The organism is uncultured Salinicola sp. (genome assembly GCF_937921195.1).
Taxonomy (GTDB): domain Bacteria; phylum Pseudomonadota; class Gammaproteobacteria; order Pseudomonadales; family Halomonadaceae; genus Salinicola.
Genome location: NZ_CALFQK010000028.1, coordinates 13,631 through 35,951 on the forward strand (window position 1 = coordinate 13,631; position 22,321 = coordinate 35,951).

General features: G+C 63.2%; 18 protein-coding genes and 2 pseudogenes. 10 read left to right on the forward strand and 10 right to left on the reverse strand.

Annotation, left to right across the window (positions count from 1 at the left end):
- Positions 1 to 200 precede the first annotated feature (200 nt).
- Positions 201 to 1,580 (forward strand): NAD-dependent succinate-semialdehyde dehydrogenase, encoded by a 1,380-nt coding sequence (locus Q0602_RS02375; protein WP_298838367.1) that lies wholly within the window; start codon positions 201 to 203, stop codon positions 1,578 to 1,580.
- 171 nt (positions 1,581 to 1,751) lie between these two features.
- Here Q0602_RS02375 and Q0602_RS02380 read toward each other — a convergent pair whose 3' ends face one another.
- The 5 genes from Q0602_RS02380 to Q0602_RS02400 all read right to left on the reverse strand — a co-directional run bounded on the left by Q0602_RS02380 (position 1,752) and on the right by Q0602_RS02400 (position 7,083).
- The gene (locus Q0602_RS02380) at positions 1,752 to 1,940 is read right to left on the reverse strand and encodes a DUF4177 domain-containing protein (protein ID WP_298838370.1); all 189 of its coding nucleotides are present in this window, start codon (positions 1,938 to 1,940) and stop codon (positions 1,752 to 1,754) included.
- 94 nt (positions 1,941 to 2,034) lie between these two features.
- A complete protein-coding gene (locus Q0602_RS02385; RefSeq protein ID WP_298838373.1) occupies positions 2,035 to 4,158 on the reverse strand; it encodes a xanthine dehydrogenase family protein molybdopterin-binding subunit in 2,124 nt (707 codons plus the stop codon).
- Positions 4,159 to 4,264: 106 nt separating this feature from the next.
- Complete coding sequence (locus Q0602_RS02390) at positions 4,265 to 5,287, reverse strand: xanthine dehydrogenase family protein subunit M (protein WP_298838376.1); 1,023 nt, start codon at positions 5,285 to 5,287, stop codon at positions 4,265 to 4,267.
- 2 nt (positions 5,288 to 5,289) lie between these two features.
- Positions 5,290 to 5,934 carry a (2Fe-2S)-binding protein gene (locus tag Q0602_RS02395; protein WP_298838379.1) on the reverse strand — a complete coding sequence of 215 codons (645 nt, stop codon included), beginning with the start codon at positions 5,932 to 5,934 and terminating at the stop codon, positions 5,290 to 5,292.
- 90 nt (positions 5,935 to 6,024) lie between these two features.
- Positions 6,025 to 7,083 (reverse strand): aldo/keto reductase, encoded by a 1,059-nt coding sequence (locus Q0602_RS02400; RefSeq protein WP_298838384.1) that lies wholly within the window; start codon positions 7,081 to 7,083, stop codon positions 6,025 to 6,027.
- 128 nt (positions 7,084 to 7,211) lie between these two features.
- On the opposite strand from Q0602_RS02400, the gene Q0602_RS02405 reads away from it, so the two are divergent.
- On the forward strand, positions 7,212 to 8,135 hold the full coding sequence (locus Q0602_RS02405) for a LysR family transcriptional regulator (protein ID WP_298838387.1): 924 nt from the start codon (positions 7,212 to 7,214) through the stop codon (positions 8,133 to 8,135).
- A 102-nt stretch (positions 8,136 to 8,237) separates the two neighbouring features.
- Here the strand turns inward: Q0602_RS02405 and Q0602_RS02410 are convergent, their stop codons facing one another.
- Together Q0602_RS02410 and Q0602_RS02415 are read right to left on the reverse strand one after the other, a co-directional pair.
- Positions 8,238 to 8,438, reverse strand: a complete 201-nt coding sequence (locus tag Q0602_RS02410) for a hypothetical protein (protein WP_298838390.1) — start codon at positions 8,436 to 8,438, stop codon at positions 8,238 to 8,240.
- A 364-nt stretch (positions 8,439 to 8,802) separates the two neighbouring features.
- Positions 8,803 to 9,399, reverse strand: coding sequence for a TetR/AcrR family transcriptional regulator (locus Q0602_RS02415; RefSeq protein ID WP_298838393.1), 597 nt, complete (start codon positions 9,397 to 9,399; stop codon positions 8,803 to 8,805).
- Between the two features lie 156 nt (positions 9,400 to 9,555).
- Here Q0602_RS02415 and Q0602_RS02420 point away from each other — a divergent pair, with 156 nt between their 5' ends.
- Complete coding sequence (locus tag Q0602_RS02420; protein ID WP_298838396.1) at positions 9,556 to 10,317, forward strand: SDR family oxidoreductase; 762 nt, start codon at positions 9,556 to 9,558, stop codon at positions 10,315 to 10,317.
- Between the two features lie 123 nt (positions 10,318 to 10,440).
- Here the strand turns inward: Q0602_RS02420 and Q0602_RS02425 are convergent, their stop codons facing one another.
- Entirely contained in the window at positions 10,441 to 11,337 is an 897-nt protein-coding gene (locus Q0602_RS02425; RefSeq protein WP_295040058.1) for a LysR family transcriptional regulator, read from the reverse strand.
- Positions 11,338 to 11,481: 144 nt separating this feature from the next.
- Here Q0602_RS02425 and Q0602_RS02430 point away from each other — a divergent pair, with 144 nt between their 5' ends.
- The 5 genes and pseudogenes from Q0602_RS02430 to Q0602_RS25310 form a co-directional block, all read left to right on the forward strand.
- The gene (locus Q0602_RS02430) at positions 11,482 to 12,135 is read left to right on the forward strand and encodes a glutathione S-transferase family protein (protein ID WP_298838399.1); all 654 of its coding nucleotides are present in this window, start codon (positions 11,482 to 11,484) and stop codon (positions 12,133 to 12,135) included.
- Between the two features lie 28 nt (positions 12,136 to 12,163).
- Positions 12,164 to 13,891 (forward strand): pyridoxamine 5'-phosphate oxidase family protein, encoded by a 1,728-nt coding sequence (locus Q0602_RS02435; protein ID WP_298838402.1) that lies wholly within the window; start codon positions 12,164 to 12,166, stop codon positions 13,889 to 13,891.
- A 195-nt stretch (positions 13,892 to 14,086) separates the two neighbouring features.
- A complete protein-coding gene (lldD, locus tag Q0602_RS02440; protein ID WP_298838405.1) occupies positions 14,087 to 15,283 on the forward strand; it encodes an FMN-dependent L-lactate dehydrogenase LldD in 1,197 nt (398 codons plus the stop codon).
- A gap of 326 nt (positions 15,284 to 15,609) precedes the next feature.
- Positions 15,610 to 18,324: an AAA domain-containing protein gene (locus Q0602_RS02445; RefSeq protein ID WP_298838408.1), complete on the forward strand. Its 2,715-nt coding sequence runs from the start codon at positions 15,610 to 15,612 to the stop codon at positions 18,322 to 18,324.
- A gap of 90 nt (positions 18,325 to 18,414) precedes the next feature.
- Positions 18,415 to 18,504, forward strand: a pseudogene (locus Q0602_RS25310) (hypothetical protein); the annotation flags it as partial.
- Between the two features lie 5 nt (positions 18,505 to 18,509).
- Here the strand turns inward: Q0602_RS25310 and Q0602_RS25315 are convergent.
- Positions 18,510 to 18,632 (reverse strand): annotated as a pseudogene (locus Q0602_RS25315) (type II toxin-antitoxin system Phd/YefM family antitoxin); the annotation flags it as partial.
- 132 nt (positions 18,633 to 18,764) lie between these two features.
- A complete protein-coding gene (locus Q0602_RS02455; RefSeq protein ID WP_298838415.1) occupies positions 18,765 to 19,424 on the reverse strand; it encodes a GntR family transcriptional regulator in 660 nt (219 codons plus the stop codon).
- Positions 19,425 to 19,594: 170 nt separating this feature from the next.
- Between Q0602_RS02455 and Q0602_RS02460 the strand changes: the two genes are divergently transcribed.
- On the forward strand, positions 19,595 to 20,965 hold the full coding sequence (locus Q0602_RS02460) for a glutamine synthetase family protein (RefSeq protein WP_298838418.1): 1,371 nt from the start codon (positions 19,595 to 19,597) through the stop codon (positions 20,963 to 20,965).
- Between the two features lie 9 nt (positions 20,966 to 20,974).
- Positions 20,975 to 22,264, forward strand: a complete 1,290-nt coding sequence (locus Q0602_RS02465) for an FAD-binding oxidoreductase (RefSeq protein WP_298838421.1) — start codon at positions 20,975 to 20,977, stop codon at positions 22,262 to 22,264.
- Positions 22,265 to 22,321 lie beyond the last annotated feature (57 nt).

A 22,321-nucleotide genomic window follows, 5' to 3' on the forward strand; every position in this document is an offset into this window, starting at 1 on the left:
GACGAGGCAATGGCATGAAGAAATAATAATATTAAATACCAATAGTATTGGGCAATAAAAGCAGACTGTAAGCCATCGTATGGCCCGGTTATGGGTGTCTATCATGCAATCCTTCATCGTTGATGACATCGATGAGATCAGTTCGCCAGAAGCGTCTCCCGTCTGGCGTCCCCTGTTCTGCTTTTCAGGAGCGCATCTTCATGATCGACGTATTGAACCCCGCCGATGGCACCGTGGTCGGCCAGGCACCGGCCATGACCCTGTCCGAAGTGAATTCTGCCATCGACCGTACCTGCGAGGCCTTTCCCGCCTGGTCCCGCAGATTGGCGAAGGAGCGCAGTGAGCTGCTGCGCGGTTGGTTCGAGCGCATCCGCGACGACAAGGCGGCTTTCGCCGAGCTGATGGTGAAGGAGAACGGCAAGTGTCTCGCCGAAGCGTATGGCGAGATCGAATACGGCCTCGGTTTCATCGAGTGGTACGCGGAAGAGGCCAAGCGGGTCTACGGCGACACCATTCCCAGCCATGCGGCGAACGCTCAAGTCATGGTGGTCAAGGAGCCTGTCGGCCCCACGGCGGCCATCACGCCGTGGAACTTCCCGTTCATGATGATCACGCGCAAGGTGGCGACGGCACTGGCAGCGGGCTGCACCATGATCATCAAGCCGTCCGAGGAAACGCCGCTGACGGCCTACAAGCTGCTGGAAGCCGCGCGCGAGGCGGGCATTCCGGAAGGTGTGTTCGAGATGGTGACGGGCAATCCGAAGGAGATCGGCGAGCGCTTCACCAGCGACACGCGGATCCGCAAGATCTCGTTCACGGGCTCGACCGCCGTGGGTCGCACCTTGGCGGGTGCCGCTGGCCAGACGCTGACCCGCATGACGCTGGAGCTGGGAGGCAATGCGCCGTTCATCGTCTTCGACGATGCCGACCTCGAGGCCGCCGTAGAGGGCGCGGTGGGTGCCAAGCTGCGCAATTCGGGCCAGGTCTGCATCTCGCCCAATCGCTTCTACGTGCACGAGGCGATTCACGACCGATTCGTCGAGGCGCTGGCCGAACGCGTCTCGCAGATCGAGGTCGGCGAGGGCATGCGTGACGATTTCGTCGTCGGGCCGATGATCAATCGTACCGGCCTAGAGAAAGTCTCCTCGCTGGTGGAGAGCGCCCGTCTGCGCGGCGCGAACATCGTTCTCGGCGGGAGAACGCATGGCCTCGGCGGCCTGTTCTACGAGCCGACCATCGTCACCGGGCTCGACGACGATGCCGAGATGGCCCGGACCGAGATATTCGGCCCGGTATTCGCCATCTACCGATTCCGGACGGAAGCGGAGGTCATCGAGCGTGCCAATGCGACTGAGTACGGTCTGGTCTCCTATGGCTATACGCGGGATCTGGGCCGGTCGTTCCGCCTGTCCCGCGCGATCGAGGCGGGCATGGTCATTCTCAACAGCGGCTCGGTGGGCACGGCCTCGGTACCGTTCGGTGGCGTCAAGCAGTCCGGCTATGGCCGCGAAGGCAGCTTCTACGGTATCGAGGAGTACGTGGACGTCAAATACGTGCTGATGAGCGGGCTGGATCGGTGAATTGATGCGCGGCATACGTGCAGGCGAGTATCACGCACGGTGCCGCCCCCGGGCGCCACGGGACGCGGGCGGCCGTGACAGCTGATTGGTGAACTGACATCGGGTGTTCACTTCCGGCGTTGCGGCAGCCCGACTACGGCTCTTGCGAGCGAGCGGTCCAGTGGTTCGGGCTCACTCGCTGGTCACTGGACGCTTGAGCAGGACGACGACTTCAATGGCTTGCCCGGCACCATAACTGGGTGCCACGGTGCTGAAGGCTTCCCAGCCGGTCTTGCCGAGCTCGCTCAACTCACGCTCCATGCCCTCGTAGTCGAACCCCTTCAGGCGCAACTTGAAAGTCAGTACCTTGTATTCCCACATGACTTTGACTCCGTGCGTTGTCGTCGATCCGCTGTCATCGACTGCCTGAAGTATGGCAGTCGGAGGTCAGGGGGTAACGAGCTTTCGACGCCTTTCAGGTCTCGTTCATCAGATTCTCGATCCGGAACGGCAGATCGCGTAGCCGTCTGCCCGTGGCGTGATGGATGGCATTCGATATGGCCGCCGCCACCCCGACCACACCGATCTCGCCGACACCCTTGACCCCGGCGGCATTCACCAGACTGTCCTCTTCCGGGACCATGATCGCCTCGATATCGTGGATGTCCGCATTCACGGGTAGCAGGTAGTCCGCGAGATTGGCGTTGAGGTAGCTGGCGTTACGTTCATCGAGTTCGGTCTGTTCATGCAGCGCAGAGCCGATTCCCCAGATCATGCCGCCGACGAGCTGGCCGTGGGCCGTGCGGGCATTGATGATGCGCCCGGCGGCAAAGGCGCCGACCGCGCGAGCCACGCGAATCTCATGTGTCCTGGCGTGGACTCTGACCTCGACGAACTGGGCGCCAAGGGCGAACTGCACGCGGTCGGCCATGTGAACGCCACCGAATGGCGTGGCCATTCCACGATAGAGTCCCTTGATGCTATCGGCCGGTAGGCCCGGGGCGCGGGTTTCGGCAAACTCTTCGATGCTGCCCATTCCCGATGTCGCCATCGCGGTCGATACCGTGCCCGAGGTGGCATCGGTGACGCCGAGCCTTGCGCGGATGGCATCGCACGCGGCCATGATCGCCGGTGCCAGACTGGCGGTGGTGGACGATCCACCGGCGACGACAGCCGGGGGCAGGTCGGTGTCGCCGAGCGAGACCGTCACCTGCTCTACCGGCACGCCCAATTCTTCGGCGGCGACTTGGGCCATCATGGTATAGGCGCCTTGTCCGAGTTCATGAGTGGCGCTCGAAACGTGAACCCGTCCATCGGCGGAGAGGCGGACACGCGCCGCGGAATTGCCGGCATAGGTCGGATAAAAGGCAGTGGCACAGCCCCATCCCACCAGCCAGTCACCGTCGCGCATCGACCCCGGCAATCGTGTGCGATCCTTCCACCCGAAGGCCGCCGCGGCCGAGTCGAAGCACTGCATCAACGATCGGCTGGTGTAGGGCAGGCCGCCCACGGGCTCCGTCCGGGTGTCGTTGACGCGCCGCAGCTCGATCGGGTCCATGTCGAGTTCGCAGGAGAGCTCGTCGAGGGCCGTTTCGAGGGCAAAGGCATAGGGCATTTCCCCCGGCGCCCGCATGAAACCGGGTGTCGACCGGTCGGCGGAGACCGCGTTGACGCGCCCCACGATGTTGGGACAAGCGTAGAGCCGGGTGGTCATCGACACGGCGCCCATGGCGACGGTATCGGCGCGGGAGGTCAGCTCCCACCCTTCGTGCTTCAACGCCGTCAGGCGTCCGTCCCGGTTGGCGCCGAGCTGGACGTGGTGTCGTGTCTCGGCCCGATATCCCGAGACGGTGAAGCCTTGTTCACGGGTGGCCACGAGCTTGACCGGCCGCCCCAGGCGACGGGCGGCCATGGCGATCAGTGCCGTTCGCTGAGTCAGAAAGCCCTTGGCGCCGAAAGCGCCGCCGACATAAGTGCTGATGACGCGTATCCGCTCCGGCGCGATGTTCAACTGCTCGGCGAGGCCGAACTTGAGGTTGTTCACATACTGACTCGGTTCGTGAACGGTCAGATGGTCTCCTTCCCAGACGCATTGGGTCGCGAACAGCTCCATCGGGTTCTGATGTTGCGCGGGGGTGGAGTAGCGTGTGTCGATCTTGACCGGTGCTCTAGCATAAGCAACATCGAAATCACCGACATCGATATCCATTGGCGCCAGAGGCTGGGTGACGGCCTCCGGAGAGTCGATGGTGGCTGCTGGCGGTGACTGTGATGCGTAGGTGACATCGATGCGACGCGCCGCCTCGCGAGCGATTTCATAGGTCTCCGCGATGACCACCGCAATCGGTTGGCCCCAGTAGGCGATCTCCGCCGAGCCGAGAGGACGGAAAGAGTCGGAAAGGTAGCCGCCCTGATAGATCGCCGGCACCTGACGCGGCTGATCGCCAATCGTCTCATGGGTCAGGATATCGAGGACGCCCGGCACGGCCTTGGCAGCCGCCAGATCGAATGCCTGGATCGTGCCTCGGGCAATTCGGCTCGTGCAAAGGTAGGCATGAGCGACCCGAGGCAGTCGCATGTCGGCAGGGTACCGAGCCATGCCCGTGACCTTCTCACGTGACTCGTAACGCGGAGAGGCCCGTTCGCTATTCGTCTTTTTCATTCCCGCCGATTGCATACCTGCCTGCCGCCGCGCGGATGTCGGTTCAGCCATGACTCACCTCCAGGGATGCGGCGTCGAGCAGCGCTCGCACCAGTGTCGATTGGCCCAGCGCGATCTTGAAGGCGTTGTGGGAGCGGGGAACGGCACCGTTGAACGCGGCCTGGGCGGCCCGATTCGCGCGCGCTTCGTCCAGCGTGTGGCCGCGCAGTACGCTCTCGGCGTCCCGCGCACGCCAGGGCACGGTCGCGACGCCACCCAGCGCGATACGGACCTCGTTGACGACACGCCCATTCATCTCCAGTGCAACTGCCGCAGAGGCGACGGCGAATTCATAGGACTGGCGATCGCGTACCTTGAGATAGAGAGAGCGCCGCGTCCATGGACCCGCCGGAACGGTGAATGCGGTAATGATCTCTCCCGGCGCCAGGTTCGTCTCGATATCCGGCCTGTCTTGCGGTTGCCGGTGGAGGGCGGCGAACGGCATTCGGCGCTCGCCTTCGGGCCCGGACAGTGTGACCGTCGCGTCGAGCGCGATCAGGGCCTGGGCGAAATCACCGGGATAGCTGGCGATGCAGTGGTCGTTGGTTCCGAGCACCGCATGCTGACGGTTGAGGCCTTCGATCGCCGCGCAGCCGCTTCCCGGCGTTCGTCGGTTGCAGGCCTGCCAGGAGGGATCGCGAAAATAGGCACAGCGGGTTTTCTGCAGCACGTTGCCACCCAGGGTCGCCATGTTGCGCAACTGCGCGCTGGCGGCAAGGGAGAGACTCTGGGCAATGACGGGGAAGTGCTCGATCACGTCTCCATGGTTGGCGACCGCCGCCATGCTGGCGAAGGCACCGAGATGCAGGTTGGTGCCATCCCAGCCGATGGCGCCATGGGTTGCCGACAGGGCACGCAGGTCGATGACGTTTTGTGGTCGCATCACCTCGAGTTTCATCAGGTCGATGAGTGTCGTCCCGCCCGCCAGATAGGCGGTTCCCGGTCGAGAGCGGTCTTGTCCGGCCATGGCCTGTATCTCGAGCGCTTGGGGAATCGACGAGGCTCTCGAATAGTGAAAGGGTTGCATGGCTACTCCTCCATGGCCTGGCGGGCCTGAGTGACCGCGGCGACGATATTGGGATACGCCGCACATCGGCATAGATTGCCGCTCATGAACTCTCGAATGCTCTCTGGCGTGTCGGCGTGTCCCTCGCGCACGCAGCCGATCGCGGACAGGATCTGACCCGGTGTGCAGTAACCGCATTGGAAGGCGTCGTGCTCGATGAACGCCTGCTGCATGGGATGTAGCGCGCCATCGGCATTCGCGAGCCCCTCGATGGTCTGGATCTCGCGCCCTTGAGCGGCCACCGCCAGCGTCAGACAGGACAGCTCACGCCGGCCATCGACCAGCACCGTGCAGGCGCCGCACTGGCCGTGATCGCAGCCCTTCTTGGTGCCGGTCAGCCCGATCTCATCGCGCAGGGCGTCGAGCAGGGTCATGCGGGTATCGAGCCTCAGTGAGTGAGGCTTACCGTTGACCTCCAGCGTCATGGGCAGCGGGGTTCGCGCATCGGATACGATGTCTTCGGATGAGGCGGGTTTCCGGGGCGCCGCCGCGCCAAGATTTCCCAGCGGTGAGAGAAAGAGAGCCGCCGCGCCACCCTGGGCCGAGCCCACCAGGAAGCGGCGACGCTGCCTGGAGACGGGCTGATTGTTGTCCTGTTCCTCGTTCACGATGTGACTCCTCTCTATCCGGACGGGGTGGGGCATGAAACACGCCCGCCGCGCTCTGTTCGTCGTGACGGCCGGGCCTCGAGGGGGATGTCAACGAGATGAATGACCAAGAAGCCATCCGGGATATTCGATCGGCAGGGCGCTGACCGTATCCAGGTCGGAGAGATCGACATCATCCAGGCGGATCGACGTCGCTCGTACGTTCTCGATCAACTGCTCGGGGCGTTTGGCGCCGAGAATCACCGTCGTCACCGTTGACTGATGCAGCAGCCAGGCAATCGCGATCTGGCCCGGGGTGGCGTCATGCTTGCGGGCGACGGCTTTCAGCACTTCGATCAGCGGTTCGCCCCGTTGGCGGTCGATGGGGGGAAAGTCCAGTCCTTGCAGTCTACCGTTGGCGTTGGTGCCGGTTGCGTACTTGCCGGTCAGATAGCCGCCGGCCAACGGGCTCCAGACCATCAGCCCGACCTTCTCGGAATCCAGCATCGGGATGATCTCGCGCTCCGCGTCCCGACCGACCAGCGTGTAGTAGGCTTGCAGAGAAACGACAGGGGCGAGATTCCGGGCTCTCGCGATTCCCAGCGCCTTCATGATCTGCCAGGCCGCCCAGTTCGACAGGCCGATGTAGCGGACATCGCCGGCGCGAACGAGGATGTCGAGCGCCTCCAGCGTCTCTTCGATCGGTGTCGTGGGGTCGAAGGCATGAATCTGGTAGAGGTCGATATGATCCAGGCCTAACCGCTGCAGGCTGGCGCGGCACTCGCTCAGGACATGACGGCGCGACGCACCACGATGGTTGGGGCCCTTGCCCATGGGCGAGGCGACCTTGGTTGCGATCACGACGTCGTCTCTTGCCACCCCGAGGTTGCGCAACGACTGCCCCAGCATGGTCTCGCTGCGGCCATCGGCGTAGACGTTCGCCGTGTCGAAGACATTGATGCCCGCCTCCAGCGCGGATCCGACCAGCGCGTCGGCCTCATCCTGGCCGAGCTTGCCGACCTGTCCCCACAGACCATCGGTTCCACCGAATGTCATGGCTCCCAGGCACAGCTCCGAAACGAACAGTCCGCTACTGCCGAACTTGCGCATGCGCATCACCATCCTCCCCTCGAGCATTGGATTGATCGTTGCGAGGACGGTCGCTGCCATGGCGGTGAGTTCGTAGGTGCTGCTCGCGCTCTGACGGTGTGTCCCGGCAAAAATAACGTTACGCTCGGAGTCGGAATCCCAGAAGCCCACCAGCCTGAAGGCAGTGATAAGCAGAGGTTGACAACGCCATGAACCCAGCCTTGCTCCCCTCGCTCGCCTGGTTCGTCCGTATCGCCCATCATCGCAGCTTCACCCGGGCGGCAGAGGAGATGGGTGTGTCGCGGGCAGCGTTGTCGCAGAACCTCAAGGCGCTCGAACGGCGCCTGGAGGTCAGGCTGCTCAACCGCACGACCCGGGATATCTCCCTGACCGAGCCAGGACAACGGCTGTTCGAGACGCTACGCCCCATGCTGGGCGAGATCGAGCGCGCGGTCCTGGAACTGGGGGAGGTCGACGGTGTCCCCTCGGGCCTGATTCGCATCAATACATCACGCCTGGCGTCCAGGGCGCTGATAGAGCCGCACCTGGCCGAGTTCCATGCACGCTACCCCCAGATCAGGATCGAACTGGTCATGGATGACTCGCTGTCGAACATCATTGCCGATGGCTGCGATGTCGGTATTCGGCTGGGCCGCAGCCTCGTCGATCATGTGGTGGCGGTGCCGATCAGCCCTGCGTTGTCGATGGTGGTCGTGGGATCGCCGGCTTACTTCGAACGACACGGCATTCCGCAAACGCCCGCGGACCTGGCACATCACAACTGTCTCAATTACCGGAGTTCGGGTAGCGGCGCGTTGCGTCAATGGGATTTCGTGGATCCCGCCGGGAAGCGGCAGCACTTCACCCAGCCAGTCGCCGGGCATCTCACCACCAATGACGATCAAAGCATGACGCGGGCGGCGCTTCAGGGAATCGGATTGATCCAGCACGTCGATATCGCCATCCAACATCACCTGGCCGACCGGCGTCTCGTTCAGGTCCTCCATGAGTGGACCTACGGCCACCCCGGCTTCTATCTCTACCTGCCGTCCCGGGAGCAGATGCCATCCAAGGTTCGCGCACTGCTGGATTTCATGGTCGAAAAGCGGGAAGGAATCTCGTCAGAGGAATGACGAACGCCGGGAGTGGCGTCTCACCGAACAGGCAAGCAAGCTCTCCACCTCCGTATTTTCAGAAGCCGAGACTGGCAGAGGTGCGGCTTCAGGCAGTCTGCATCATCGAATGCTACCGATATCGCGATCGGTCTCGGGGCCCTCCAGCATCAACGTGGTTTCCTCGACTCGCAGAAAGCGCCCGTTGATATCCAGCTCCGCGAACAGGTAGACCTCCTGCACGACATGGGTGCCGTCGCGCTTGGCGATATGGACTCGGTGGCGGTCGGCGTAGCGGGTGCCATCCCGTAGTTCGTCCAGCATCTCGATTCGGGCCGACGCAACGATTTCGCGAAGTTTCCGCGCGTGGCGGGTAAATCCTGCGCGATCGTCCCAGCATCCGTTGGTGCGCTGGCGATATTCGGGGCTGAAATGGCGGTCGATCACCGCTTCCAGCGGGAGGTCCTGCCGGTTGAGCAGTTCGTTCAGCGCGGAGCGTATGTTTGTAGCCGATATGTTGTCTTCCTTGATGTGAGTTGAAGCCGATACTCTAGGTGAACCCGGATGATCGGAAACGCGAGCGATGATACTCAGAACCCCCGCTCGTTGATCGTCAGAAGTGGTGCGAAGGCGCGCGGATACTGCCGTTGACGCGTGGGCCGTCAATGTACGATTCGTTCGACTTGTTCTAAAGCGGCTCGGCGTTCGTCGGCCAGGCCGCCAGAGCCTGATCGGCGACCGCTTCCAGGGCCTCGCGACCGAAGCCGGCCTTGGCCTGTACCGCCATGCCATGAGTCACCGCCATCAGAAACGCGGCCAGCGCGGCGCAATTCGCCGATGCCGGCAGATCTCCCTCCTGCTGCGCCCGTTCGAAGCGCTCGCGTAGCCGCGCTTCTCCCTTCGCGCGCGCTGCTATCAGCGCCTGGCGCACGGGTTCCGACTCGTCCGACCCCGCCAGCGCCCCATTCACGATGAAGCACCCGCTGTGCTCCGGATGACGGGTATTCAGTTCGGCGACTCCGCGAAGTATGTGCTCGGCGACGTCTCGGGAGGTCGGCTGCGCGAGCGCCTCCGGAAAGAAACCCAGCTGTTGCTCCTCGTAGCGTTCCAGTGCGCGAAGAAACAGGGCTTCCTTGTTGCCGAAGGCCGAGTAGAGTGCGGGCCGTTCGACTCCAGTGGCCTGGGTTAGATCGTTGTAGGACGCGCCTTCATAGCCCTTGCGCCAGAACACGCACAGCGCTGCCTCCAGTGCCTGGTCCAGATCGAATTCGCGACGTCGTCCCATGGGATTCTCCTTTATTTCATAACGACCATTATAAAACACTGGACAGTCGTGAGTCATTTCGTAATGATCATTACTGTAACGACCGTTACTAATTTGGCTCGTCAACGTTGATGTTTCGGCCCGCAGGTCGATACGTCATCCAACAGGAGAGAGAACATGGATCAGCTATTGAAAGGCAAAGTCGCGCTGGTCACCGGCGGCTCGCGCGGCCTCGGCGCGGTAACGGCGGCCAGGCTGGCGGAGCTGGGTGCCGACGTGGCGATCAGCTACGCGTCGTCCGCCGACAAGGCGAATGCGGTGGTGGAACAACTGAAGTCGTCAGGGGCTCGCGCGATGGCGATCCAGGCCGATCAAGCGGATCTTTCGGTCGCCAAGCCATTGATCGATGCCGTCATCGGCGAATTCGGCAAACTCGACATCCTGGTGAACAACGCAGGCATCGCCATTCAGGGCCAACTGGTGGACGACCCCACGCTGGATGGCGAGCAATACAATCGCCAGTGGCAGGTCAACGTCATGGGGACCATCGCGATCACGCGGGCGGCGGCGCCCAAGCTGACCGATGGCGGTCGCATCATCTTCATCGGCTCACTCCTCGGCTCCTACGTGCCTTTCGCCGGAGTCGCCGATTACGCCGCCACCAAGTGGGCGCTTGCCGGCTACGCCAAGGGCATCGCTCGCGACCTCGGCCCGCGCAGCATCACGGTGAATGTGGTGCAGCCGGGCATCATGCCCACGGACATGGCCTCGGACGTGGCCGATGAGCTTCCCAACCGCGACGCCATTCTGGACATGCATCCGATCCGTCGTATCGCGACCCTCGAGGAAGTGGCGGACATCGTCGGCTTCCTGGCCGGACCTTCCGCCGGCTACGTCAATGGCGAGGCCATCAACGTCGCCGGTGGTTTCGGCATCTGAGCACAGGTGTCATCGCCTCGTTCCGCCGCTTCGCAACGCGGGTGAAGTGGCGGACGTCGGCATGTCCAGGCTGGGAAAAGGGCGAGGCGCTGCCTGATATTCGTCTTGATCGTCGCACGCACTTCAACGCAACACCTCGATCTGGCGCAGCCGCGGCGCGGCGAAGTCGATGAAGGCGCGAACCTTCGCTGCCGCGCGGCGCCCTTCCACATGCACGAGATGAACCGGCAGCGGGGCGGGCTCGTGCTCTTCCAGCACGGTCTGGAGCGTGCCGGACTCGAGATCGGGCCCGACCTGATACGACAGCACGCGACACAGGCCCCAGCCCCGCCTGGCGATATCGATGGCCGCGGCCAGGCTGCTGACCGTGAGTCGAGGATTCACCCTGACGCCATGCGCTCCGTCCCGCCCGAGCCGCCACTCGTTGAGGGGAGGCGTGGACCCGCTAGCAACCACCCGATGAGACAGGAGGTCGCTGGGTGCCTGCGGGCGCCCCCGCGTGGCGAAATAGTCCGGCGAGCCGCAGATGACGCGGCGAACCTGGCCGATCCGGACGGCGGAGAGCTCGGAGGAGGGCAGGTGGCCGATGCGCACGGCGATATCGAAGCCTTCCTCGACCAGGTTGACGATGCGGTCGACCATCAGCACGTCGGCGCGAACCCGGGGATACGCATCCAGAAACTCGGTCAGCAGCGGCGCGACGTGGATTCGCCCGAACTCCTGCGGACAGGTGATTCGCAGTTGCCCGACGGGCGTGTTGGCCGCGCCCGAGGCCATGTCGTCGGCGGCTTGCAGATGAGCGAGGATTTCCCGCACTTCCACGAGGTAGGTCCGGCCCACATCGGTGAGCCTGACTCGCCGCGTCGAACGGGTGAAAAGCCGTGCGCCGAGGGCGATCTCGAGCGTGTTGATGGCTCGCGTGGCGGATGGCGCGCTGAGCCCGGTGGCACGGGCTCCCCTGGCGAAGCTCTCGGCTTCGGCAACGGCGACGAAAACGTTCAGGGCCTGAAGGCGATCCATGATGTCCTGCTTGGCTCGAGAGGAGTGATAATTTCAGAATATAAAACAGTTACTTTCAGAATAACCCTATTCTTCCGTCGTTCGTGAGGTTCTAGAGTAACGGCTTCGATAAACCCGATCATCATCGCGATGAAGGAGACCGTCATGTCGAACGCCGAGCTTGAAACCAACGCCCTCAACGACCAGCCCGTGAAGCTGTATCGCAATCCCAAGTCGGGCCACTGCCATCGGGTCGAGCTGATGCTCGCGCTGCTGGAGATCCCTTATGAAAACGTCGATCTCGATATGGCCAATGGCGCCCACCGCCAGCCCGGCTATCTGAAGATCAGCCCTCTGGGGCAGGTGCCGGCGATCGAGGACAACGGCATCACGCTTTCGGATTCCAACGCCATCATCACCTACCTGGTCGAGCGCTACGGTGATCCTGCCCTCTGGATCGGTACCGCGCCGCTCGAAAAGGCGCAGGTGCAGCGCTGGCTCTCGATTGCGGCGGGCGAGATCGCCGCCGGTCCCTGCGCCGCGCGCCTCGTCACCGTGTTCGATGCGCCGCTCGATCATGAGGCGGCGAAGGCCAAGGCGCACGCGCTGCTCAAGATGATGAACGCCCATCTCGAGGATCGCGACTGGCTGGCGGCCGACAGACCGACGCTGGCCGACATTGCCGGCTACAGCTATATCGCCCACGCGCCGGAAGGCGGTGTCGGTCTCGCCGACTATCCGCACGTCCGGACCTGGCTGGCGCGTATCGAGGCGCTGCCCCGCTTCGTCGGCATGGCACGCTCGCCGGTGCTGGCCTGAATCGAGGACGTTCGGACGGAGGTCGGTCATGACACGCGAAACGATGCCTTCCCAAGAGACGACTTTCCAGGAGACGCCGTTCCACGAAGGCGAGCTCGCGGCGCAGCGGCGCGCCGGCGTGGAAAGCCTGGCCAGCTCGGCCGGCAGTTTCATCCGCGACTACATGCCCGAGCAGCATCGGGCGTTTTTTGCCCAGTTGCCCTTCGTCGTCGTGGCAGCCGGCGATGCGCAGGGGCGCCCCTGGGTCACGCTGCTTGAGGGTGACGAGGGTTTCATCGAGTCGCCCGACGCCCGCACGCTGGCCGTGGCGGCAGCACCCGGCGCCCAGGATCCGCTGGCCTCGGCGATCGTTGCCGGCGTCGACGTGGGCCTGCTCGGCATCGAGCTGGCGACGCGCCGACGCAACCGGCTCAACGGGGTCGTTCGTGCCGCCGGTGACGGCCTGAGCCTCGAGGTGCGCCAGAGCTTCGGCAACTGTCCGCAATATATCCGCGAGCGCGAGTGGCAGCGGGTCGAAGCCGCGGCCGCCCCGGACGCCACTGTCTCAAAGCGACTCGACAGCGGGCAGCGCGCGCGAATCGCTGCGGCGGATACCTTCTTTATCGGCTCCCTATCCGGCTCTGTCTCCGATCCCGGTTCGGCCCACGATTCGGGATCGAAGCCCAGCACGAGCCGGGGTTACGACGCCTCTCATCGCGGCGGCGAGCCAGGCTTCGTGCAGGTGATCGGGGACGGGACGCTGCGAATCCCTGACTATGCCGGCAACAACTTCTTCAACACCATCGGCAACCTGATCCAGGACCCCCGCGTGGGGCTGCTGTTCGTCGATTTCGAAACCGGCGGCATGCTGCAGATCACTGGCCGGGCCAGCATCGACTGGGCGCCGCAGGAGAGCCAGGATGAGAGCCGCGATCCGAACGCCAAGCGCTGGATCGAAGTGAGCGTCGAGCAGGTGGTCGACCGCCCGGCCGCGCTGGCCCTGCGGTGGCGGCGGGAAGACGAAGCCCCGCTGCGGCTGACGGTCGTCGACAAGGTGATCGAGAGCGATCAGATCACCTCCTTCTACCTGGCCGGTGCCGATGCCGGCGCGCTGCCGCCATTCCAGGCCGGGCAGCATCTGGCGGTGGAGCTGGAGATACCGCATCAGTCTATTTCGAACCGCCCGAGGCGGGTCGGTCGCAGCTACTCGCTCTCGGGATCGCCATCCGCCGGGACGTACCGAATCAGCGTCAAGCGCGAGGAGAAGGGCACGGCGTCGCGTTTTCTGCACGACGGGATCGATATCGGCGACCGGATCGCGGCACGCCCGCCGGCGGGAGAATTCGTCTTGCCCTCCCGGCAAGGGCCATTGGTACTGGTCAGCGCCGGCGTGGGGATCACGCCAATGCTCGCGATGCTGCACGCGGTCGTGGCGGAAGCGGAGAACGAGCAACGCCCGGTCTGGTTCGTTCACGCCACGCGCCACGGCGGGACACACGCCTTCCAGGCCGAAGTCGGGGCATTGATCTCCCAATCACGCAACGTGACGCGACATACCTTCTACAGCGCGCCGCGCCCGAACGACACGGCGGATATCGATTACGACATCGAAGGGCGAATCACCGCAGACCATCTGCTCGAACTCGGCGCGGGGCCGAAGGCGAGCTATCTGCTCTGCGGTCCGGCCCGATTTCTCGCCGAGATCAGCGCCGGCCTTGAAGATTGTGGTGTCGATGCGGATCGGATCGACTTCGAAACGTTCGGCCCGGCGGGGTGAAACGACCGAAGCTTCCAGGATACGGCCTCCGACTAAAGTCCTAATTTCCGAGCCGCTTTTCTCCGGAGAGACTTGATACGCTAGCGTCTCGTTGCGACTTCCGTCTCCCAGCGCCGTTCGCGGCGAGCTTCTCTTTCACCGCTCCCGAATCGAGCGTCTCTTTCACCGCTCCCGAGCCGAGCTTAAGGCGAATCCATGATCATCTCAGGCCCTTCCGATTATCGGCGCGCCGCCAAGCGGCGTATTCCGCGTTTCCTGTTCGATTACCTCGATGGCGGTGCGGTGACCGAAAGCACGATGCGGGGCAATGTCGAGGCGCTACAGGCCATTCCCCTGCGCCAGCGGGTGCTGCAGGGCGGCGGCACTCCCCAGCTCGAGACCGAGGTGCTCGGCAGCCGCTGGCAGATGCCGGTGGCGCTGGCACCGGTCGGGGCCACCGGCATGTACGCGCGTCGCGGGGAGGTGCAGGCGGCCAGGGCAGCCGAAAAGGCCGGCATCCCCTATACGCTCTCCACGGTGTCGGTCTGCTCGATCGAGGAGGTCGCGAAGGGGGCCGGCGGGGAGCAGTGGTCCCAGCTCTACGTGTTGAAGGATCGCGGCTTCATGCAGAACGCGCTGGAGCGGGCCTGGGCGGCGGGCATGAAGACGCTGGTGTTCACCGTCGACATGCCGCTGCCGGGCTCGCGTTACCGCGACCGTCACTCCGGCATGTCCGGCCCTCACGCCAAGTTGCGTCAATACGCGCAGGCCGTGACGCATCCGTGGTGGGCGTTCGATGTCGCGCTCAAGGGCAAGCCGCTGTCGTTCGGCAACATCGAGGCCTATACCGGTCGCCAGATGAACATGGACGACTACATGGGCTTTCTGGCCAAGAACTTCGATCCCTCCATCAGCTGGAGCGAGCTGGAGTGGATTCGGGATAGCTGGAAGGGCAACCTGATCATCAAGGGGCTGCTGGACAAGGAGGATGCGCGGGACGCGGTGCGCATGGGCGCCGACGGGATCATCGTCTCCAATCATGGTGGGCGCCAGCTCGACGGCGCGATCCCGACGGCGCAGGCGTTGCCGCATATCGTCGACGCCGTGGGTGACGAGCTCACCGTACTGGCGGATTCCGGCGTTCGCTCCGGGCTGGATGTGGTCAGGATGCTGGCGCTGGGCGCCAAGGGGGTCCTGCTCGGGCGTGCCTACGCCTATGCCCTGGCCGCGGACGGCGAGCGGGGCGTGGCGCATCTGCTCGAACTGATCGCCGCGGACATGCGCGTCACCATGACGCTGATCGGCGCCAGGTCACCGGCCGATATCAGTGCCGATCATCTGGAGACCGTCGCGAAAGCGCTGGAGAGCGAGCAGCGGCCGGCGGTGGCGTCGCCGGAAGCCGCCAGGTTCTGAGCGTGGGGAGTGGCTTTCGGTATTTCCGTCTTATCACGGGAAACGGTTCTGCACGGCTTCTCATCCGATTCCATCGCACTCGGGGTGAAGTGCGAGTTCAGTCTTCGGGGGCGCGATAATTGCGGCGCTGTCGCCCGGTTTCACCTGGCGAGCGTGGGCCAGGTGGCCGAGCGGTTGCAGGCGAGAGAGTGCATGCCGAACCACCCGCATGAGCCGCCTACCGGCCCTGCTGAAAATGATGACAAGATGATCCTCACATTGGGTAGTAACGACTTCTGATCGTGTATGGGGATTCGGATGTCGTTCGCGAACAAATAAAGGGGCGTATGGTTTCGATTCAGGTGGGGGGCGAGGACAGGACCGCAGAGATCACCAACTGGTCGATCTGGAGCGATAAGCAAGAAGGCCTGCAACTGAAGTGCTCCTATGTGAACAAGGGCAAGGCCGTATACGCTCTCGACGATTGCGTCATCTCGCCCATTCGCGAGCTGGGCGAGATGTTGATGACCAAGCCCCACAGCACGATCGTCACGCCCATCGCCAAGGCGACGATCTACGGCGAGCGGTATGCCGTCGTGCACTATTCGGATGCCGAAAAGCCCTACGTCTACAAGATGGACGGCATCGACTTTGACGTGTCGACGGCAATGAAGGGAACGCCGGTCTTTCGTTATTTCGAGGCAGTGGCGAATGCCCGACAGGATCGTGCGAAGTCGAAGACCGACCGTGAAATCGCTGCCAACGTGGTGCGCCAACTGGAGAAACTCCCTGCCAGTGACGACACCGCCTTGCAGGCCTATTGCACAGGATGCAATGGAGCGCTGGCGATGGGTCAGGGGCTGATCTATCCGTTCGGTCTGAACGCGAGCCAGCTCGCGGCGGTCGAGCAAGCCTTCCGCGCCCAGGTCAGCGTGATCGAGGGCCCTCCGGGGACTGGCAAGACCCAGACCATCCTCAACATCCTCGCCAATATCCTGCTGCGCGGACAGACTGTGGCGGTGCTGTCCAACAACAATGCGGCGGTGGAAAACGTTTACGAAAAGCTGGAGAAGTGCGGTTTGGGTCATCTGATCGCCAAGCTCGGCAACCAGAGTAACCGCCAGGACTTCTTCGCCGACCTGCCGCCTTGGCCATCCAGCGAGCCTGAACCTGCCCCGACTCTGGAGGAAATTCAGGCTCTACTGGGCCGCTTGAAGAAGCTCTTGCACGATCAAAATCGGATGGCGCAACTGCGAGTCGAAATCGATGAGTTGATCGTCGAGCGACGCTACCTGCAGCAGTGGCAGGCAGACAGTGGCGTGCAGGCCGCCGCCTCGTTGGACAAGTACGGGCTGACGCCGCGAAAGACCGCGGACTTGATGGCCTACCTGGCCCATCTCGGCGAGCAGCGCACCCGCCTCAAGGACCGCATCGAGTTGCTGTTCAACTTCAGGATTTTCCGCGCCAAGCCGTTCGCCCAGGGCGATACGCGCCTGGCTGTTTTCCATGCTCTGCAGATGCACTATTACGACAAGGCATTGCAGGAGAAGGAAGCGGAACTGCAGACGTGCCACGAATCGCTGGCGAGAGAAAATTTCGAAGCCTCGCTGGAAGCATTGAAGACGGCATCGATGCGCCATCTGAAGCAGCATCTGCAACGCCAGACGCAGCCCTCGGAAAGTTTCGATGCCAAGACATACCGGGGTCAGCAGCAGTTCGATGCCTTCGTGCGTCGTTTCCCGATCCTGGGCAGCGGCACGCACTCCATCGTCAATTCGATCGCGCCGGGGGCAATCCTCGACTACGTGATCATCGACGAAGCCTCGTTGCAGGACATCGTGCCGGGCATCTTGGCGCTGGGTTGCGCCAAAAATTTGATCGTCGTTGGTGACAACCGACAGTTGGCGCACATTCCGGTGAAGCTGGACCTGCCGGCGCCCGCCGACGCTTACGATTGCGAGCGATACAGCCTGCTCGATTCGTGCATCGAGGTGTTCAAGGAGACGCTACCCAGGACCCTGCTGAAGGAGCATTATCGCTGCCATCCCAGGATCATCCAGTTCTGCAACCAGCAGTTCTACGACAACGCGCTGGTGCCCATGACGGAGGACAAGGGCGAAGCGCCACTGCGCCTGGTGGTGACCGCCAAGGGCAACCACACCCGCCAGAATACCAACCTGCGGGAGCTGGACTCCCTGCTCAAGCTGCTCGACGAGGAGGGCGAGCCGGTCGGGCTGGACGGCGACGGGTGTGGTTTCATCGCGCCGTTCCGGGCACAGGTCAATCTCTCCGGCACGCATCTGCCAGCGGATTTCGTCAAGGATACCGTGCACAAGTTCCAGGGCCGGGAGTGCGACGAGATCGTCTTCTCCACCGTGCTGGACAAGAAACGCTACAACCAGGAGCGCAAACGGCTGGATTTCGTCGATGATCCGCGCATGATCAATGTGGCGGTGTCGCGGGCCAAGCATCGTTTCACCCTGGTAACGGGCGATGAGGTGTTCGCCGGAAATAACGGCCATATTGCGGCCTTGATGCGCTACTTTGCCTATTACGCTCAGGACGAGCAGATCGTGCGTGCGCCTGTGGTGTCGGCTTTCGACTTGCTTTATCGCGAGTTCGATCAATCCCTGGCGCGCTTGGACGCTCGCTTGCGGCCTGACGATTCACGCTACAGATCCGAGCAGATCGCGGCGCAGCTGCTGCGCGAGGCGCTGTCCGATCCGTCATGCCAAGCGTTGATGTGTCACGATCAGGTCAAGCTGAATCAGATCGCATCACCGAGTAACCCGGATTTGACGCAGCGTGAGCGGGCCTTCATGGCGCGTGCCAGTTGCGATTTCGTGATCTATTTCAAGGTGGGCAAGACCCCGCTGGGGGTGATCGAAGTCGACGGTGGCTACCATGACCGGCCCGATCAGGCGGCGCGGGACGCCTTGAAGAACAGCATCCTGGAGAAAAGCGGCATTCTCATCCTGCGTCTGCGCACCGTCGAGAGTCGTATCGAAGAGAAAATCGCCGACTTTATCTCCCCGTGGACGACCCCTGCGGGCGACGCGTAACGCAGCATCGTCCTGCGCATCTTCAGCGCCGCCCACAGCAGCAAATGCGTATCCAGTAGCAGATTTATTCAGCCCTCGAAGGAATCGGCAATGTCCGTTTCACCGAGGCGATCAAAGTCCTCCGGTACACGTATCTGCCCCTGGAGAAATCCCAGACGACGACTCTTTACGGGCTCCGGAGTATCCACCGCGGTCACCCGTGTCATTGGCTTGCCGGCCTTGGCGATGATGAAAGGCTCACCCTTCGCGGCCTTGTCCACCAACTGAGAGAGGTGCGTCTTGGCGTCGCGCGTATTGATGATGTCCATGGCATCTCTGAGCTAAGTCTTGTCTTCAAGCCCAGACAAATCACCGCCAAGTCGATCATAGTGCGGGTTAGGCTCCACCGGTATAGATAAAGAACATATCAGGTTGAAGGCATCCATCATTATGTGGTTTCGTCATTCCAGCAGCAGCATGCCCTGCTCGATATCCGCGGCGATCGCCTCGCAGAACGATGCCAGGTCGCCGCGCCTGAGCGCCTGTGTCACTTCGCGATGATAGTCGTCGGCGATGCTCGATGCGCCCCAGCGCGTGCAGATGTAGCGCATGCTGGGGCCGTATTGCAGCCAGAGTATCTCGACCAGTGGCAACAGCACTTGCGATTGGCTCAGGCGGTAGATATGGAAGTGAAACTGGTAATTGCCGCGCATGTAGCTGACCAGGTCGCCCTGGGCGATGGCGTCGTTGATCTGCTCATCGATCCGTTCCAGGGCCTCGATGTCGGTGGCGCCGATGTTGTCGAAGGCTTGGCGCGACACCTCGGTTTCCAGGTTCTTTCTGGCGAACAGGATTTCATGAAACCGGTCATGGCTCAGCTCGGGGACGATGATCTTGCGGCTGTCGGAGAAGATCAGCGCGCCCTCGGTCACCAGCCAGCGTATTGCCTCACGGGCCGGCATGGTGCCGGTGCCGTATTGCGCGGCGATGCGCCGAATCGAGATCACTTCGCCGGGCGTGAAGTCACCCTCGCAAAGACGCACGCGCAGGGTCCGGTGAAGCCGGGTCGAGGCGGTATCGGGCGAAAAAGCCGTACGACTGGCGGTTGATTCCGTGGTCATGCGATGTGCCAAAGCCTTTTGTGATGAGGAAGCCGAGCCAGGCGTTCCAGCTTAACGTAACTGGCGGGGGCAATCACGATACCGGCTTGCTTGTGGGGGTGATGGGGGCTCTGCTAGTGTGATCACACACATGTGATCACATCGGACCATAACAAGATCGAGAGTCCCCTATGGCGCAGATATCGCAGGCTTCGTTTGCCCGCAGCACCGACCGCTCTCACGAGGAAGAGGGCGCCGACCGAGTCGACGTGTTGTGCATCGACATGAACGGCATTCCGCGCGGCAAGTGGGTGCCCGCCGAACAGCTCGACAAGGTGATGGACGGGCAGGTGCGCCTGCCGCTCTCGACGCAGTCGCTGGATATCTGGGGCGAGGACAACGATGCGCTGACCGGGCTGTCGCAGTCCATCGGCGACCCCGACGGTGTCTGTCACGCCGATGAGCGTACCTTGACGCCACTGCCCTGGGCCAAGGGCCACCAAGTGCTCACCACCCTGCACGACCTGAACGGCACGCCGAGTTTCATGGACCCGCGCGCCATGCTCGCCGCGGTCGTCGAGCGCTTTCGACGCCACGGCTGGACGCCGGTGGTCGCCATCGAGCTGGAGTTCTACCTGCTCGACGCCGAGGCACGGCACGCGCTGAAGACCATGCCGCCCGCGCCGCTGTGCCCGGGCGGAGAACCCCGGGGTCAGCAGCTCTACGAACTCGAGACGATGGATGCGGTGGCGCCGGTCCTCGACACCATTCGCGCGTTCGCCCGCGCCCAGAATATTCCGGCGGATACGCTGATCGCCGAGTTCGGTCCGGGGCAGTTCGAGGTCAATCTCTGGCATCTCCCGGATGCCCTGGCTGCCGCCGACGACGCGCTGTATTTCAAGCGTCTCGTGGCCCAGGCCGCCCGTCGTCACGGCCTGGCGAGCACCTTCATGGCCAAGCCCTACAGCGATCAGGCGGGGTCGGGCATGCATCTGCACGTCAGTGTGCTCGATGAGGACGGCAACAATATCTTCGATCAGGACAACGGCGCCGGGCATCTCGACGCTGCCATCGGTGGTGTGATGCACAGCTTGCTCGATGGTCAGGCGATCTTCGCGCCGCACGGCAATTCCTACCGCCGCTTTCAACCCGACAGCTTCGCGCCGATCGAGTGCACCTGGGGGCGCGATCATCGCGGTGCGGCCATCCGCGTGCCGGAATGGCATGGCGCCGCGGCGCGTCTGGAACATCGCGTGGCCGGAGCCGATGCCAATCCTTATCTGGTCGCCACGGCGCTGCTGGGTGGCATTCTGCACGGGCTCGAGCAACGCATCGCGCCGCCACCGGCCATCGAGGACGAAGCCCACGCACGGCAGCGCTCCGAGCATCTCACCCATGATTGGCTCACCGCGCTCGAGCGCTTCGCCGCCTCGCCGGCCATGGCCGATATCTTCGGCACGGCGTATCGAGATCTCTACGCCAGGATCAAGCGTCACGAGGCCCGGGAGCTCATGGCCAGGGTCACCGATGTCGACCGCCAGACTTATCTTTCCCGTCTTTAAGGAGCAGGCATGACCCAGCAACGCTGTGCCTCCTACTACAGCGCATCGATCGTCCAGGAGTCCGACTACCCGCGACTGGAAGGTGAACATCGTGTCGACGTGGCGATCGTCGGCGGCGGCTTCACCGGCGTGGCTACGGCGGTCGAACTGGCCGAACGCGGCTATCGCGTGGCCATCGTCGAGGCCAACCGAATCGGCTGGGGGGCCAGCGGACGCAACGGCGGGCAGGTGACCGGCAGTCTCTCCGGGCAGGACGCCATGACCCGACAAATGCGCCACACGCTGGGCGACGACGCCGAGGCGTTCGTCTGGAACCTGCGCTGGCGCGGGCACCGGATCATCAAACAACGTGTCGAGAAGTATGCGATCCCCTGCGATCTCAAGCACGGCCACCTGCAGGCGGCCTACAAGCCCAGTCACATCAAGGCGTTGCGACAGGATTTCGAGGCGTCGCAGCACCATGCCATCGGCGAGCATGTGCACTGGTTGGATGCCAAGGCGGTGCGCGAGGTGGTCGGTACCGAGCTCTATCACGGGGCGATCCGCAACGATTACAACATGCACCTGCATCCGCTCAACCTGTGCCTCGGGGAGGCCCGCGCGGCAGCAAGCCTGGGAGCGCGGATCTTCGAGGATTCGCCGGTGGTGGATATCGAGCACGGCGATACGCCGGTGGTGGTCGGCGAGCACGGCCGGGTGACGGCCGACAGCGTGATCCTGGCCGGCAACGCCTATCACCGCCTCGAGCGCAAGCAGCTGAAGGGCAAGTTGTTTCCGGCATCGCTGGGCATCGTGACGACGGCGCCGCTATCGCCCGAACAGGTGCAGTCCATCGACCCCGAGGATCTGGCGGTCTATGACACGCGTTTCGTGCTCGACTACTACCGACTGACCGCCGACAAGCGGCTTCTCTTCGGTGGCGGCGCCAACTACTCGGGGCGCGATTCACAAGACATCGCCTCGGAGCTGCGGCCGCGCCTGGAGCACACCTTCCCGCAGCTCAAAGGCGTTGCCATCGATTTTCAATGGCAAGGCATGGCGGGCATCGTCATCAATCGCATTCCCCAGCTCGGCAAGCTCTCGGACAACGTCTACTACGCCCAGGGTTATTCCGGCCACGGCATCGCCACGTCGCACATCGTCGGCGAGATCATGGCCAATGCGGTTTCCGGCACGCTCGAGGAGTTCGATGCCTTCGCCGAGGTTCGACACCTCCGCATCCTGCTCGACGACCGACTCGGCAATGCACTGCTCGCGGCCGGCATGTGGTATTACCAATTACTCGAAAAGCTGAAGTAGCAATTACTCGAAAAAACTGAAATAGCGGCGCATTTGCGCCCGACAATTCGGCTTCCC

What these genes read in the sequence shown, in the direction of transcription:
- Q0602_RS02455 (WP_298838415.1), bottom strand. Translation starts at nt 19,424, where the DNA reads ATGACCACGGAATCAACCGCCAGTCGTACGGCTTTTTCGCCCGATACC.
- Q0602_RS02425 (WP_295040058.1), bottom strand. Translation starts at nt 11,337, where the DNA reads ATGGATCGCCTTCAGGCCCTGAACGTTTTCGTCGCCGTTGCCGAAGCC.
- Q0602_RS02420 (WP_298838396.1), top strand. Translation starts at nt 9,556, where the DNA reads ATGGATCAGCTATTGAAAGGCAAAGTCGCGCTGGTCACCGGCGGCTCG.
- Q0602_RS02445 (WP_298838408.1), top strand. Translation starts at nt 15,610, where the DNA reads ATGGTTTCGATTCAGGTGGGGGGCGAGGACAGGACCGCAGAGATCACC.
- Q0602_RS02375 (WP_298838367.1), top strand. Translation starts at nt 201, where the DNA reads ATGATCGACGTATTGAACCCCGCCGATGGCACCGTGGTCGGCCAGGCA.
- Q0602_RS02400 (WP_298838384.1), bottom strand. Translation starts at nt 7,083, where the DNA reads ATGGCAGCGACCGTCCTCGCAACGATCAATCCAATGCTCGAGGGGAGG.
- Q0602_RS02430 (WP_298838399.1), top strand. Translation starts at nt 11,482, where the DNA reads ATGTCGAACGCCGAGCTTGAAACCAACGCCCTCAACGACCAGCCCGTG.
- lldD (WP_298838405.1), top strand. Translation starts at nt 14,087, where the DNA reads ATGATCATCTCAGGCCCTTCCGATTATCGGCGCGCCGCCAAGCGGCGT.
- Q0602_RS02405 (WP_298838387.1), top strand. Translation starts at nt 7,212, where the DNA reads ATGAACCCAGCCTTGCTCCCCTCGCTCGCCTGGTTCGTCCGTATCGCC.
- Q0602_RS02390 (WP_298838376.1), bottom strand. Translation starts at nt 5,287, where the DNA reads ATGCAACCCTTTCACTATTCGAGAGCCTCGTCGATTCCCCAAGCGCTC.
- Q0602_RS02415 (WP_298838393.1), bottom strand. Translation starts at nt 9,399, where the DNA reads ATGGGACGACGTCGCGAATTCGATCTGGACCAGGCACTGGAGGCAGCG.
- Q0602_RS02460 (WP_298838418.1), top strand. Translation starts at nt 19,595, where the DNA reads ATGGCGCAGATATCGCAGGCTTCGTTTGCCCGCAGCACCGACCGCTCT.
- Q0602_RS02380 (WP_298838370.1), bottom strand. Translation starts at nt 1,940, where the DNA reads ATGTGGGAATACAAGGTACTGACTTTCAAGTTGCGCCTGAAGGGGTTC.
- Q0602_RS02385 (WP_298838373.1), bottom strand. Translation starts at nt 4,158, where the DNA reads ATGGCTCGGTACCCTGCCGACATGCGACTGCCTCGGGTCGCTCATGCC.
- Q0602_RS02410 (WP_298838390.1), bottom strand. Translation starts at nt 8,438, where the DNA reads ATGCTGGACGAACTACGGGATGGCACCCGCTACGCCGACCGCCACCGA.
- Q0602_RS02435 (WP_298838402.1), top strand. Translation starts at nt 12,164, where the DNA reads ATGACACGCGAAACGATGCCTTCCCAAGAGACGACTTTCCAGGAGACG.
- Q0602_RS02465 (WP_298838421.1), top strand. Translation starts at nt 20,975, where the DNA reads ATGACCCAGCAACGCTGTGCCTCCTACTACAGCGCATCGATCGTCCAG.